The following is a 13,336-nucleotide window of genomic DNA, read 5'->3' as shown; positions in this document are numbered from 1 at the left end:
CACCGCGGGCACGCATGCCAGGCGCGGCCCTGCGCGAGGACCTTGGCTCGAGTGACTGGCATATATGTTGCTGGCCGTAACTTATCCAGCACATAACAACGCCAAGTCAAACGTGGACCAGCCAAAAAACGACAACGACATTTCATTGGATCGCCGCCTCTTCTGCGTGGGCGCAGTGAGCTTCGCAGCCCTGGGAACCGCGGCCTGCGGAGACGGTGGAAGCAGCGGCTTCGGCAGCGCCGGCGCGCTCGGCAGCACGCAACAGAATGCGGCGACTTCGACGGCCACGTCCACCGAAGTCGCTGCGACCGAGCCTGTCACCAACTCCACCTTGACGTCGCAAGCGCGAAAGTTCACGCATCCCGGTCTGCTGCACACCGAGGCCGATTTCGAGCGCATGCGAACCAAGATCGCGGCTGGCGCCCAGCCCTGGGTCGACGGCTGGAACGCGCTCACCTCCAGCAGCCGTGCCCAGCTCGGCCGCGCGCCCGTGCCGCTGGCAACGGTGGTGCGCGGCGGCGACGGCGAGAACCACCGCACCATGGTCGAGGACATGGAGCGCGCCTACCAGTTCGCGCTGCGCTGGAAGGTCTCCGGCAACACCGCCTACGCGGACCTGGCGGTGCAATACCTCGACGCATGGTCGTCGACGATGACGGCACTCAACGGCAACTCCGACCGCTTCCTGGCCGCCGGCATCTACGGCTACCAATGGGCCAATGCGGCCGAGATGATGCGCAGCTATCCGGGCTGGTCGTCCGAAGGCGTCGCGCGCTTCCAGAAGCTGCTGCTGGAGGTGTTCTATCCGCTCAGCCACAGTTTCCTGATCAAGCACAACGACGCGAACATCACCAACTACTGGGCCAACTGGGATCTGTGCGCCATCTGCGCCATCCTGGCCATCGGCGTCTTCTGCGATCGCACCGACCTCTATGACGAGGCCATCGCCTACTACAAGACCGGCCGCGGCAACGGGGCGGCGGCACACAACGTCTACATGCTCCACCCCGGCTACCTGGGGCAATGGCAGGAAAGCGGCCGGGACCAGGGACACGCCACGCTCGGCATGGCGTTGACCGGCCTGCTGTGCGAAATGGCCTGGAGCCAGGGCGAGGACCTCTACGGCTACGGCAACAACCGCTTCCTCGCCGCCGCCGAGTACGTGGCCATGTCGAACCTGCAGGACGGCAACGGCCAGTACTACTCGCCGCCGTTCTCGACCTACGTCAACAGGCAGGGGACTTTCACCGTGGTGTCGACGGCCGGGCAGCCCAATCTGCGCCCGTGCTGGGAGTCGATCTACAACCACTACGTCAATCGCAAGGGGCTTGCGGCGCCCTGGGTGGCAACCATCGCCGCCCAGCTACGCCCCGAGCGCAGCGAATGGGGCGGCGACCAGCCGAGCTTCGGCACGCTGACCTACAGCCGCGATCCCGCAGCCGCGGGCACGCCGCCGAGCGGCCTCACGGCCTACGTCACCGCTGGCCAGGTACTGCTGTCGTGGTGGGGCAGTGCAGGCGCGACGAGCTACAAGGTCAAGCGCGGCACTTCGGCGAACGGGCCTTTCGCCACCGTCGCCAGCGTCACCGACCCTCGCACCTACACCGACACGCCGGGCAACGGCGTCTGGCACTACGTCGTCACCACGGTGAGCGCAAGCGGCGAGAGCAGCGTCTCCAACGTGGCGCGCGTGGCCTTGCCCAGCGAGCTGCGCGCGCAACTGCCGCTGGATGCGGCCAGCGGAACCACGGCCGCCGATGGCAGCGGCAACGGCCAAAACGGCACGCTGCAGGGCGGCGCCAGCTGGGGCGAAGGCCGCAGCGGCGGCCGCGCGCTGGCGCTCGACGGCAGCAGCGGCCACCTCGCGCTGCCCACCGGTGTGCTCTCCAGCCTGGGCGACTTCACGATCGCGCTGTGGGTGTACTGGAATGCCGCCGTCACCAACACACGCGTGTTCGACTTCGGCTCCAGCGACATCGCCTACCTCGCACTGCTGCCGCGCGATGCCGGCGGCTCGATGCGCTTCACGGTGACCGGCACCACCTGGTACGGCGAGCAGAGCATCGTGGCGAGCGCGTTGCCCACCGGCCGCTGGGTGCACCTGGCGGTCACCCTGTCGGGCACCACCGGCACGCTGTACGTCGACGGCGTGGCCGCCGGCAGCAACAACGCGATTGCGCTCGCGCCCTTCCAGCTCGGCGACACCACCCAGAACTGGCTCGGCCGCTCGCAGTACCCGGCCGACCCTTGCTTCAACGGGCGCATGCAGGACCTTCGTATCTACAGCGGCGCGTTGAGCGCAGCTGAGATCGCGGCGCTCGCGGCCTGAGGCGTCGGACGATGCCTGCCGTTGATCTAGGGTTAACCCTGGGTCTCATCGATTTTAAGTTACAGTAAGTGACTACTAGTTACATGAGCGCCTGACTCACTTACTCGATGGAAAAACCGATTCAACGCCGGCACGCGATCCAACGCCTTGCCGCCGCGAGCGCCGCGCTGGCACTTCCGGCTTGGGCCCAGCCGGCGCGCATCGTGCTCGGGCAATCGGCCGCATTCAGCGGCCCGGCCGAGCAGCTGGGCATTCAGATGAACAAGGGCGCGCGCATCTTCTTCGATGCGCTCAATGCCTCGGGCGGCATCAACGGCCGCAGCGTCGAACTGCGCACGCTCGATGACGGCTACGAGCCCGAGCGCTGCAAGACCAACACCGACAAGCTCATCAAGGACGAGGTCTTCGCGCTCTTCGGCTACGTGGGCACGCCCACCTGCCTGGCGGCGATGCCGCTGGTCGATGCGGCGAAGATTCCGTTCTTCGGCCCGTTCACCGGCGCCGAGGCCCTGCGCGAGCCGTTCCGCAAGACGGTGTTCCACGTCCGTGCCTCGTACTACGACGAGACCGCGCTGATCGTGAAGCAGCTCACCTCGCTGGGCCTGCGGAAGATCGCGGTGTTCCACCAGAACGATGCCTACGGCCAGGCCGGGCTGGAGGGCGTGAAGCGTGCGCTCAAGCCGTCGAGCCTGGAGCCGGTGGCCGTGGGCAAGGTCGAGCGCAATTCGGTCGACGTGGCGCAGGCGGTGAAGGACATCACGGCCGCGGCCCCCACGGCCGTGGTGCAGATCGGCGCCTACAAGGCCTGCGCGGCCTTCATCCGCGAAGCGCGCAAGGCCGGCTACGGCGGCACCTTCTTCAACGTGTCCTTCGTCGGCACCGAGGCGCTGGGCGACGAGCTCGGCAAGGACGCCCGCGGCATCATGGTCAGCCAGGTGATGCCTTCGCCGTTCTCGACCAACACGCCGATCTCGCGCGAGTACCTGGAGGCCACGCGCAAGGCCGGCCCTGAGGCCAAGCCCAACTATTCGAGCATGGAAGGCTACGTGGCCGCCAAGGTGCTGGCCGAGGGACTTCGCCGCGCGGGCCGGGCGCCGACGCGCGATGCGCTGGTCGCCGGCCTGGAGTCGATCCAGAACGCCGACTTCGGCGGCTTCCGCGTCGACTTCAGTGCCCGCAATCACGCGGCATCGAGCTACGTCGATCTGTCGATGCTGACGCAGGACGGCAAGGTTCGCCTTTGAGCTTGGGAAGCGGCTGCGCCGGCGCGAAACCCCGCTTGCATGTCGCCGGCGGCGCATCGGCTATCGTCCGCCGCATGGTCCCATCCGAAACCCCATCCGAGGGCGCACACCCTTGTCTCGCCGTGGCGGTCGTGATGCGGCGCGAGCGGCTCCACGGCCCGTCGAGCCATTGGCAGCCCTGGCGCTGGACGCTCGACGAGGTGGTGCCCGACGAGCCGGGCTTCGGCGACGCGCCGCGGCTCTTGCGCGACGACGAGGGCGCGCAGCGCTGGCTGCACCCGGGCTTCCAGGTCGAATTGTTTCGCGATGAAGCAGAGGGTTACCAGCTCAACGCAACAACGCCCGCGCCCTGCTGGTTCGTGATGTGGCGCATGGAAGAAGAGGCGACCCTCGCGCCGGAGCCGATCGCGCGGCCGCTGACGGTGACGCTGAGCTACAACGAAGCGGGCCGCTGGCTCGATGCGCAGGAGAACGTCGAGCAGGTGCCGGCACCCGAAGAAGTGGTGGCGTGGCTGCGCGCCTTCGTCGAAGAACACTATGTGCTCGAGCCCAAGCGCCGCAAGCGGCCGGAGAGCTTCAAGCCGCTGGTCGACCGCTTCGGCAATGCGGCCAGCGTGTCGACCGAGAAGAAGCGCGGCCGGGGAGCGGGCGATGTCTGAGGGCTTCTTCGATCGCTGGTCGCGGCGCAAGCAGCAGGTGCGGGAAGGGGAGGTGCCGCCGCCTGAGCCGGTGGCGGCCGTGCCGGTTGTGGCGCCTGCGCTTGTGGAGACGCCTGGCCCCCATCCCAACCTTCCCCCTGAGGGGGAAGGAGAGATGCCACCGCCGCCGCCTACGCTGGCTGATGCTGAAGCGCTCACCATCGACTCCGACTTCAAGCCCTTCGTCGCGAAGAACGTCGCGCCGGAGGTCAAGAACGCGGCCTTCAAGAAGCTGTTCGCCGATCCGCATTTCAATGTGATGGACGGGCTGGACACCTACATCGACGACTACTCCCAGTCGACCCCGGTGCCCGAGAGCGTGCTGCGCCAGATGGCGAGCGCGAAGTTCCTGAACCTGTTCGAGGAAGAAGAATCGAAAGAAGACCCTGAGGCCCACACACCCCCGGACGTGGCACAGTCGATGCCTCCCGAGGAAGTTCCCAGCCCGCCGGTTGCCGATGCGCAACCCGCCAGCCAAGAGACCGATGACCACCACGCTGATCTGCGACTGCAACAAGACGATGCCCCTCGAGCCGAAGACGCTCGGGACGGCACTGGCTGAGAACCTGCCTCTCCATTCGGCACTGTGCCGGCGCGAGGCGCCGGCCTTCCAGCGCGCGATCCAGTCCGGCGACGAGGTGGTGGTGGCCTGCACGCAGGAGAAGCGCTTGTTCGGCGAGCTCGCGCAACAGACCCCGGATGCGGTGTCTCCGATCCGCTTCGTCAACATCCGCGAAACCGGCGGCTGGAGCCGCGACGCGAAGAGCGCGATGCCGAAGATCGCCGCGCTGCTCGCCGCCGCCAGCCTGCCCGAGCCTGATCCCGTGTCGACGGTCAGCTATGCGAGCCAGGGCCGCTTGCTGATCGTCGGTGCGCTCGACGAAGCGGAGAAGGCGGCTGCGCTGGTGGGCGACGCGCTGGACGTCACGATCTTTTCGCAGGGCCCCGGCATGCTCGGCGGTGCGCAGGAGCGCCGCTGGCCGGTGATCGCGGGCCGCATCGATGCGCTCGCCGGCTGGCTCGGCGCCTTCAAGCTGCAGTGGACGCGCGACAACGCGATCGACCTCGATCTCTGCACGCGCTGCAACGCCTGCCTCGCCGTCTGCCCGGAACAGGCCATCGGCTTCGACTACCAGATCGACAACGCCAAGTGCACCTCGCACCGCGACTGCGAACGCGCCTGCACGGTGGCCGGCGCGATCGATTTCAGCCGCGCGCCCGCGCAACTCGACGGCGCCTTCGACCTGGTGCTCGATCTCGGCGCCGCGCCGCTCATCGACTGGCATGCGCCGCCGCAGGGCTATTTCCACCTGGCCGGCGGCCTCGCGCATGCGCAGGGCCTGCAAACCCTGCTGCGCTTGCGCGAGCTGGTCGGCGAGTTCGAGAAGCCGAAGTTCTTCGACTACAAGCAGAAGCTTTGCGCGCACAGCCGCAACGAAGTGGTCGGCTGCAATGCCTGCATCGAGGTCTGCTCCGCGCATGCGGTGACGAGCGACAAGGAACGCCAGCGCATCGTCGTCAACCCGAACCTCTGCGTCGGCTGCGGCGCCTGCACCACCGTCTGCCCGACCGGAGCGCTCGGCTACACCTATCCGCGCACGCCCGACCAAGGCCTGAAGCTGCGCACGCTGCTTTCCACCTATGCAGGCGCGGGCGGGCGCGATGCCGTGCTGCTGCTGCACAGCCAGGAAGGCGGGCAGGCGCTGGTCGAACGGCTCGGGCGCGACGCGCAGCTCGGCCGCGCGCAGGGCGTGCCCGCAAACGTGATCCCGGTCGGCCTCTGGCATGCCGCAAGCACCGGCATCGACCTCTGGCTCAGCGCGGTCGCCTTCGGCGCTTCGCAGGTGGCCGTGCTCGCGACCGGTGAGGAGGCGCCGGCCTACCTCGATGCGCTGCGCAAGCAGATGGCGATCGCGCAGGCGCTGCTGCTGGGACTGGGCTACACGGGCACTCACTTCCGGTTGATCGAGGCGGCGACGCCCGCGGCCCTGGATGCCGCGCTGGCCGCCTTGCGCGACACGCGCCAGCAGCGGCCGGCCACGGCGGCGCGCTTCGCGGTCGGCACCGAGAAACGCAGCACGCTCGAACTCGCGCTCGACCACCTGATCGACGCGGCGCCGGCGCTGAAGGCGGCGCCCGAAGCGCCACTCGCGATTCCGCTGCCGGCAGGCTCGCCCTTCGGCACGATCGAGGTCGACAAGAACAAGTGCACGATGTGCCTGGCCTGCGTCAGCGCCTGCCCGGCCAGTGCGCTGCAGGACAACCCGAACGCGCCGCAGCTGCGCTTCGTCGAGAAGAACTGCGTGCAGTGCGGTCTTTGCGAAACCACCTGCCCCGAGGACGCGATCTCGCTGGTGCCGCGGCTGCTGGTCGCGGCCGAGCGCAAGCAGCCGGTGGTGCTCAACGAAGCCAAGCCTTGGAGCTGCATCCGCTGCGGCAAGCCCTTCGGCACGCAGAAGGCGATCGAGTCCATGCTCGGCAAGCTCGCGGGCCACGCGATGTTCCAGGGCGAGGCGCTCGAGCGGCTCAAGATGTGCAGCGACTGCCGGGTCATCGACCTGTACAGCGCGCAGAACGAAATGAAGATCACGCAGTTATGAGCGATAGTTTTCCGGTTTCCTCCGCGCTCGACGAGGAGCTTGCGCGCGCCGAGCTCTACGGCCTGCTGGCGCGGCTCTGGTATGCGGCGCCCGATGCCGAGTTGCTCGGCGCCTTCCAGGTCGCGCCGACCGAGGCGCCGGCCGCGGGCGCCTTTCTCGAAGAGCCCTGGCGCCAGCTCGTGGGCGTGGCGCGCGGCATCGACGCCGCCGCGGCGAAGAGCGAGTACGACGCGCTCTTCGGCGGCATCGGCAAGCCCGAGGTCTACCTGTTCGGCTCGCACTACCTGAGCGGCTTTCTCAACGACAAGCCGCTGGCCCAGCTGCGTACCGACCTCGACCGGCTCGGCCTGGCGCGCGAGCAGGCGGTCTCCGAGACCGAGGACCACATCGCCTGCCTGTTCGAAGTGATGCGCTACCTGATCGCGGGCGAGGACGTCGCGGTCGCCAATCTCACGCAGCAGCAGACCTTCTTCTCGACCCATGTTCAGTCTTGGCTGCCCGCCATGTGCGATGCGGTGGCGCAGCATCCGAAGGCGAACTTCTATGCCGCGCTGGCGGTGCTGACGCGCGCATTCGCAGAGGTCGAAGCGCAGGGTTTCGACATGCTGAACTGAGTCTGAGGGAAATAGATTTACGAAATATCAGGGTCTCGACTAGTATCCAAATATATGTAACTGGTTTCATATCTAGTTCCACCCAGCCACTCCTGGAGTTGTTAATGCAGGACAGCCAATCCGCCGGTCCCAAGCCGGCGTCCCGCCGCGGGTTCTTTTTCGGTGCCGCCTCGGTCGGCGCAGCTGCAGCAGCCGTCACGGTGCTGCCCAAAGTCGCGCCGGAGCCCGTTTCCGCCGCCACACCCGTTCCGAAGCCTGCGCCCGAGAAGGGCGGCGGCTACACGCTGAGCGAGCACGTCAAGCACTACTACAAGACCACTTCGGCCTGAGGACGAACACCACCATGTTGTTGACCCGGAAAGCGACCGGCGCTGCGCTCGACAGTGCCTCTTCCCGTTCCTCTTCTTCCTCCTCCTCGCCCTTCGTCCACAGCCTGCGGCGCGGCCTCGCCAATGCGTTGCCGACCATGGACCGGCGCGCCTTCCTGCGGCGCTCCGGGCTGGGTGTCGGCGTGGGTCTGGCTGCGGGCCAGCTCACGCTGATGCGCAAGGCCGAAGCCGCCGGGGATGGCAAGCCGGCTGCGGTCGGCGCCGGCAAGATCGAGATCAAGCGCACGGTCTGCACGCACTGCTCGGTCGGCTGCGCCTCGGACGCGGTGGTCGAGAACGGCGTCTGGGTGCGGCAGGAGCCGGTGTTCGATTCGCCGCTCAACCTGGGTGCGCACTGCGCCAAGGGCGCGGCGCTGCGCGAGCACGGCCACGGCGAGTACCGGCTGCGCTATCCGATGAAGCTGGTGAACGGCAAGTACGAACGCATCAGCTGGGACACGGCGCTCGACGAGATCACCGCCAAGCTCAAGGAACTGACCAAGGCCAGCGGCCCCGATTCGATCTACTGGATCGGCTCCAGCAAGCACAACAACGAGCAGGCCTATCTGCTGCGCAAGTTCGTGAGCTTCTTCGGCAGCAACAACTGCGACCACCAGGCGCGCATCTGCCACTCGACCACGGTCGCCGGCGTGGCGAACACATGGGGCTACGGCGCCATGACGAACTCGTACAACGACATGCGCAATTCGAAGGTTGCGCTCTACATCGGCTCGAACGCGGCCGAGGCCCATCCGGTGAGCATGCTGCACATGCTGCATGCCAAGGAAAACGGCTGCAAGATGATCGTGGTCGACCCGCGCTTCACCCGCACCGCGGCCAAGGCCGACGAGTACGTGCGCATCCGTTCGGGTTCGGATATTCCCTTCCTCTTCGGCATCCTGTACCACATCTTCAAAAACGGCTGGGAAGACAAGAAGTACATCAACGACCGCGTCTTCGGCATGGACGAGGTGCGCGCCGACGTGATGGCCAAATGGACGCCCGACAAGGTCGAGGAAGCCTGCGGCGTCAAGGAAGCCCAGGTGCTGAAGGTCGCGACCTGGCTCAACGAGAACCGCCCCGGCACCATCGTCTGGTGCATGGGCCAGACCCAGCACACCATCGGCAACGCGATCGTGCGCGCCTCCTGCATCCTGCAGCTGGCGCTGGGCAACGTGGGCAAGTCGGGCGGCGGCACCAACATCTTCCGCGGCCACGACAACGTGCAGGGCGCCACCGACGTCGGCCCTAACCCCGATTCGCTGCCCGGTTACTACGGCCTGGCCGAAGGCTCGTGGAAGCATTTCGCCGCCACCTGGGGCGTGGACTTCGAGTGGATCAAGGGCCGCTTCGCTTCGCCCGCGATGATGGCCAAGCCGGGCCTCACGGTCTCGCGCTGGATCGACGGCGTGCTCGAGAAGAACGAGCTGATCGACCAGGATTCGAATCTGCGCGGCGTCTTCTACTGGGGCCATGCGCCCAATTCGCAGACCCGCGGCCTCGAGATGAAGCGGGCCATGGACAAGCTGGACCTGCTGGTGGTGGTGGACCCGTACCCCTCGGCCACTGCGGCGATGGCGGCGATGCCGGGCCGCTCGGAAGACCTGAATCCGAATCGCGCGGTGTATCTGCTGCCGGCCTGCACGCAGTTCGAAACCAGCGGCTCCGTCACCGCCTCGAACCGCTCGCTGCAATGGCGCGAGAAGGTGATCGAGCCGCTGTGGGAAAGCCGCAGCGACCACATGATCATGCAGCAGTTCGCCGACCGGCTCGGCTTCGGCAAGGAGCTCAGCAAGAACTACAAGATGCAGAAGGTCAAGGGCATGGACGAGCCCGTGCCGGACGACATCCTGCGCGAGATCAACAAGTGCGTCTGGACCATCGGCTACACCGGGCAGAGCCCCGAGCGGCTGCAGGCCCACATGCGCAACATGGGCGCCTTCGACGTGCGCACGCTCAGGGCCAAGTCGGGCAAGGACAAGGTCAACGGCTACGACCTCTCGGGCGACTACTTCGGGCTGCCGTGGCCCTGCTATGGCACCCCCGAGCTCAAGCATCCGGGCAGCGCGAACCTCTACGACACCACGCGGCACGTGATGGACGGCGGCGGCAACTTCCGCGCGAACTTCGGCGTCGAGCGCAACGGCAAGAACCTGCTGGCCGAGGACGGCTCGCATTCGCTGGGCGCCGAGATCACCACCGGCTATCCGGAGCTCGACCACCTGCTGCTCAAGAAGCTCGGCTGGTGGGACGAGCTCACCGCGGCCGAGAAGCCCAAGGCCGAGGGCAAGAACTGGAAGACCGACAGCTCGGGCGGCATGATCCGCGTGTTCATGAAGAACCACGGCTGCCATCCCTTCGGCAACGCCAAGGCGCGCGCGCTGGTGTGGAACTTCCCCGATGCCATCCCGCAGCACCGCGAGCCGCTCTATGGCACGCGGCCGGACCTGATGGCCAAGTACCCGACGCACGACGACAAGATGGCCTTCTGGCGCCTGCCCACGCTCTACAAGAGCGTGCAGCAGAAGAACATCGCCGACAAGGTGGCCGAGAAGTTCCCCTTCATCATGACCTCGGGCCGGCTGGTCGAGTACGAGGGCGGCGGCGAGGAAACCCGCTCCAACCCCTGGCTCGCCGAGCTGCAGCAGGAGATGTTCATCGAGATCAACCCCAAGGTAGCGGCCGAGAAGAACATCCGCAACGGCGAGCGCGCCTGGGTGCACACGCCCACCGGCGCCAAGCTCAACGTGCAGGCGCTGGTCACCGAGCGCGTGGGTCCCGACACCGTGTTCATGCCCTTCCACTTCTCCGGCCACTGGCAGGGGGCGGACATGCTCGCCTACTACCCCAAGGGCGCGGCGCCGGTGGTGCGCGGCGAGGCGATCAACACCTCGACCACCTACGGCTACGACAGCGTGACCATGATGCAAGAGACCAAGACCACGGTCTGCAACATCGAGAAAGCATAAAGAGGAATCGATATGGCAAGAATGAAGTTCGTCTGCGATTCCGAGCGCTGCATCGAGTGCAACGGTTGCGTCACGGCCTGCAAGAACGAGAACGAGGTGCCGTGGGGCGTGAACCGCCGCCGCGTGGTGACGCTCAACGACGGCGTGCCGGGCGAGAAGTCGATCTCGGTGGCCTGCATGCACTGCTCCGACGCGCCCTGCATGGCGGTTTGCCCGGTGCAATGCTTCTACCGCACCGAAGAAGGCGTGGTGCTGCACGACAAGGATGTCTGCATCGGCTGCGGCTACTGCTCCTACGCCTGCCCCTTCGGCGCGCCGCAGTTCCCCTCGCAAGGCACCTTCGGTGCGCGCGGCAAGATGGACAAGTGCACTTTCTGCGCCGGCGGCCCCGAGGCCAACGGCTCGCAGGCCGAGTTCGAGAAGTACGGCCGCAACCGCCTGGCCGAAGGGAAGCTTCCGGCCTGCGCCGAGATGTGCTCGACCAAGGCGCTGCTGGCCGGCGACGGCGACGTGGTGGCCGACATCTTCCGCACCCGCGTGCTGCATCGCGGCAAGGGCGCCGAAGTCTGGGGCTGGGGCACGGCCTACGGCTCGAAGCAGGCCGGCACGCCGACCAGCGGAGGCACGAAATGAGGCGCGCACTGGCATTGACGATGGCGCTCGGCTCGGCCGCGCTGCTGCTGGCGGCCTGCGGCGAGAAGCCGCAGACCAACGCCGAGGGCGTCAAGCTCGATGCCGCGCCCTGGACCGGCACCGGTACGCAGCAGAACGCGGGCACGGCATTCACCGCGTCGGGTTGGCAGGTCGGCGACAAGAACGCCTGGCAGCAGCAGCTCAAGACGCGCGCGCAGAACGGCCAGAACGACTACGTCAGAGACAACTGAGCGGAAGGAAGGCTGCATGAACAAGGCTCTTCTGAACGCCCTGGTGCTCATCGCCGCGCTGGCCGCCGGCCCGGCCCTGGCCCAGGCGCCGAACCCGGCTGCCGGCGGCGCGGTCGCCGAGGCGCCTGCCGCCGCTGCGGCGCCGCAGCAGCAGGCCGGCGGCATCAAAAGCCAGAACATCTTCGAGGTCAAGCCCGAGGCGAGCGCCGATCCCAACTACCTGCAGCAAAGCAATGCCGAGCGCGCGAAGGTGCAGCCCGGCAACAACGCGCCGATGTGGCGGCAGGTGGGCGAAGGCGTGACAGGCTACAGCAGCCTGCCGCGTGCGCAGGCGCCCGAAGCCGGCAACCTGATCCAGCGCTTCGTGCAGTACCCGGGTTCGCGCTACACCAACGCCGGCGAAGCCTGGCGCCAGGTGCGCAACGACTGGATCATTCCCTACGGCGCGGCGCTGCTCTTCGTGATGCTGCTGGCGATCGCGATCTTCTATTTCACGCGCGGCGCGATCGGCCTGCACGGCACCGAAACCGGCCGCAAGATCGAGCGCTTCACGCCCTTCGAGCGCGCCACCCACTGGTCGAACGCGATCGCCTTCGTCACGCTGGCCGTCTCGGGCCTGGTGATGGCCTTCGGCAAGTTCTTGCTGCTGCCCATCATCGGCGCCGCGTTGTTCGGCTGGCTGACCTATGCGCTGAAGACCGTGCACAACTTCGTCGGCCCGCTGTTCGTCGTCACGCTCATCCTGATGTTCATCACCTTCGTGCGCGACAACTTCCCGACGAGGATGGACCTCAAGTGGCTAGCCCACTTCGGCGGCTTGTTCGGCGGCAAGGAAGTGCCTTCGCACCGCTTCAACGCCGGCGAGAAGGTGGTGTTCTGGGGCGGCATCCTCGTGCTCGGCAGCATCGTGGCCGGCTCGGGCCTGTTCCTCGACAAGCTGCTGCCGGGCTTCGTCTACACGCGCGGCGAGATGCAGATCGCGCACATGGTCCACGCGGTGGCCACGCTGCTCATGATGGCGATGATCATGGGTCACATCTACATCGGCACGCTGGGCATGAAGGGCGCCTTCAGCGCCATGCGCCACGGCTATGTCGACGAGACCTGGGCCCGCGAACATCACGAGCTCTGGTACGACGACATCGCTGCCGGCAAGATTCCCGTCCAGCGCAGCGCCGAGGTCTCGGGCGCCGCGCCCGCGAAGACCGTCCGGGTCGAAGGAAGCCCCTCATGAAGAAGATGCTGATCGTCTGCGGCCTGGCCCTGGGCCTGGCCTCCACCGCTTTCGCCAAGCTGCCGGCGCCGCCTTCCACGCCCGAGGCCAAGCTCAAGGCCGCGGAGACCGCGGCCAAGACCGCATGGACAGGCAAGGTCGATGCCTACCAGCTCTGCCAGGCGCAGGACAAGGTGACGGCCAAATACCGCGCCAGCGCGGCAGCGGCCGGCAAGCAGTTGCCACCGGCGCCGGCGACGCCCGCCTGCACCGACCCCGGCCCCTTCGCCTTCGTGCCGCCGGCCGAGCAGAAGCCGATCGAGGCCGCGGGTGCCCATTCGCCGGCCGCCACGGCAGCTGCGCCGCCGAGCACCGCCCAGCCAGCGGCGGCGACGAATCCCACGCCGAAACAGTGAC

Annotated in this window: 12 protein-coding genes; all 12 read left to right on the top strand. The window is 67.4% G+C overall.

The window, feature by feature from the left end; genetic code table 11:
- The first annotated feature begins 112 nt into the window (after nucleotides 1-112).
- The 12 genes from ACSQ9I_RS22780 to ACSQ9I_RS22725 all read left to right on the top strand — a co-directional run bounded on the left by ACSQ9I_RS22780 (nucleotide 113) and on the right by ACSQ9I_RS22725 (nucleotide 13,335).
- A complete protein-coding gene (locus ACSQ9I_RS22780; protein ID WP_436314563.1) occupies nucleotides 113-2,329 on the top strand; it encodes a LamG-like jellyroll fold domain-containing protein in 2,217 nt (738 codons plus the stop codon).
- Between the two features lie 107 nt (nucleotides 2,330-2,436).
- Nucleotides 2,437-3,573, top strand: coding sequence for an ABC transporter substrate-binding protein (locus tag ACSQ9I_RS22775; RefSeq protein ID WP_436314562.1), 1,137 nt, complete (start codon nucleotides 2,437-2,439; stop codon nucleotides 3,571-3,573).
- Between the two features lie 74 nt (nucleotides 3,574-3,647).
- Complete coding sequence (locus tag ACSQ9I_RS22770) at nucleotides 3,648-4,232, top strand: DUF3305 domain-containing protein (RefSeq protein ID WP_436314561.1); 585 nt, start codon at nucleotides 3,648-3,650, stop codon at nucleotides 4,230-4,232.
- The gene (locus ACSQ9I_RS22765; RefSeq protein WP_436314560.1) at nucleotides 4,225-4,833 is read left to right on the top strand and encodes a DUF3306 domain-containing protein; all 609 of its coding nucleotides are present in this window, start codon (nucleotides 4,225-4,227) and stop codon (nucleotides 4,831-4,833) included. Before ACSQ9I_RS22770 ends, ACSQ9I_RS22765 begins: the two co-directional genes overlap by 8 nt.
- On the top strand, nucleotides 4,793-6,871 hold the full coding sequence (locus ACSQ9I_RS22760; protein ID WP_436315805.1) for a 4Fe-4S dicluster domain-containing protein: 2,079 nt from the start codon (nucleotides 4,793-4,795) through the stop codon (nucleotides 6,869-6,871). Before ACSQ9I_RS22765 ends, ACSQ9I_RS22760 begins: the two co-directional genes overlap by 41 nt.
- Nucleotides 6,868-7,485, top strand: coding sequence for a TorD/DmsD family molecular chaperone (locus ACSQ9I_RS22755; RefSeq protein WP_436314559.1), 618 nt, complete (start codon nucleotides 6,868-6,870; stop codon nucleotides 7,483-7,485). Before ACSQ9I_RS22760 ends, ACSQ9I_RS22755 begins: the two co-directional genes overlap by 4 nt.
- Nucleotides 7,486-7,589: 104 nt before the next feature.
- Nucleotides 7,590-7,814 carry a formate dehydrogenase gene (locus tag ACSQ9I_RS22750; protein ID WP_093105975.1) on the top strand — a complete coding sequence of 75 codons (225 nt, stop codon included), beginning with the start codon at nucleotides 7,590-7,592 and terminating at the stop codon, nucleotides 7,812-7,814.
- Nucleotides 7,815-7,828: 14 nt separating this feature from the next.
- Nucleotides 7,829-10,822, top strand: coding sequence for a formate dehydrogenase subunit alpha (locus ACSQ9I_RS22745; protein ID WP_436314558.1), 2,994 nt, complete (start codon nucleotides 7,829-7,831; stop codon nucleotides 10,820-10,822).
- Between the two features lie 12 nt (nucleotides 10,823-10,834).
- Nucleotides 10,835-11,455 carry a formate dehydrogenase FDH3 subunit beta gene (fdh3B, locus tag ACSQ9I_RS22740; RefSeq protein ID WP_436314557.1) on the top strand — a complete coding sequence of 207 codons (621 nt, stop codon included), beginning with the start codon at nucleotides 10,835-10,837 and terminating at the stop codon, nucleotides 11,453-11,455.
- Nucleotides 11,452-11,706, top strand: coding sequence for a hypothetical protein (locus ACSQ9I_RS22735; RefSeq protein ID WP_436314556.1), 255 nt, complete (start codon nucleotides 11,452-11,454; stop codon nucleotides 11,704-11,706). The genes fdh3B and ACSQ9I_RS22735 overlap by 4 nt, the downstream gene beginning before the upstream one ends.
- A gap of 16 nt (nucleotides 11,707-11,722) precedes the next feature.
- Nucleotides 11,723-12,940, top strand: coding sequence for a formate dehydrogenase subunit gamma (locus ACSQ9I_RS22730; protein WP_436314555.1), 1,218 nt, complete (start codon nucleotides 11,723-11,725; stop codon nucleotides 12,938-12,940).
- Complete coding sequence (locus tag ACSQ9I_RS22725) at nucleotides 12,937-13,335, top strand: hypothetical protein (RefSeq protein WP_436309595.1); 399 nt, start codon at nucleotides 12,937-12,939, stop codon at nucleotides 13,333-13,335. The genes ACSQ9I_RS22730 and ACSQ9I_RS22725 overlap by 4 nt, the downstream gene beginning before the upstream one ends.
- Nucleotide 13,336: the final 1 nt, after the last annotated feature.

This window comes from Variovorax sp. LjRoot84 (assembly GCF_964254305.1).
Taxonomy (GTDB): Bacteria; Pseudomonadota; Gammaproteobacteria; order Burkholderiales; family Burkholderiaceae_C; genus Variovorax.
This window is presented reverse-complemented; position numbering and strand designations above follow the sequence as displayed.

Bases quoted from the DNA above. Each gene is read 5' to 3' on its own strand.
- ACSQ9I_RS22775 (WP_436314562.1), top strand. From the start codon at position 2,437: ATGGAAAAACCGATTCAACGCCGGCACGCGATCCAACGCCTTGCCGCC.
- ACSQ9I_RS22770 (WP_436314561.1), top strand. From the start codon at position 3,648: ATGGTCCCATCCGAAACCCCATCCGAGGGCGCACACCCTTGTCTCGCC.
- ACSQ9I_RS22765 (WP_436314560.1), top strand. From the start codon at position 4,225: ATGTCTGAGGGCTTCTTCGATCGCTGGTCGCGGCGCAAGCAGCAGGTG.
- ACSQ9I_RS22760 (WP_436315805.1), top strand. From the start codon at position 4,793: ATGCCCCTCGAGCCGAAGACGCTCGGGACGGCACTGGCTGAGAACCTG.
- ACSQ9I_RS22755 (WP_436314559.1), top strand. From the start codon at position 6,868: ATGAGCGATAGTTTTCCGGTTTCCTCCGCGCTCGACGAGGAGCTTGCG.
- ACSQ9I_RS22750 (WP_093105975.1), top strand. From the start codon at position 7,590: ATGCAGGACAGCCAATCCGCCGGTCCCAAGCCGGCGTCCCGCCGCGGG.
- ACSQ9I_RS22745 (WP_436314558.1), top strand. From the start codon at position 7,829: ATGTTGTTGACCCGGAAAGCGACCGGCGCTGCGCTCGACAGTGCCTCT.
- fdh3B (WP_436314557.1), top strand. From the start codon at position 10,835: ATGGCAAGAATGAAGTTCGTCTGCGATTCCGAGCGCTGCATCGAGTGC.
- ACSQ9I_RS22735 (WP_436314556.1), top strand. From the start codon at position 11,452: ATGAGGCGCGCACTGGCATTGACGATGGCGCTCGGCTCGGCCGCGCTG.
- ACSQ9I_RS22730 (WP_436314555.1), top strand. From the start codon at position 11,723: ATGAACAAGGCTCTTCTGAACGCCCTGGTGCTCATCGCCGCGCTGGCC.
- ACSQ9I_RS22725 (WP_436309595.1), top strand. From the start codon at position 12,937: ATGAAGAAGATGCTGATCGTCTGCGGCCTGGCCCTGGGCCTGGCCTCC.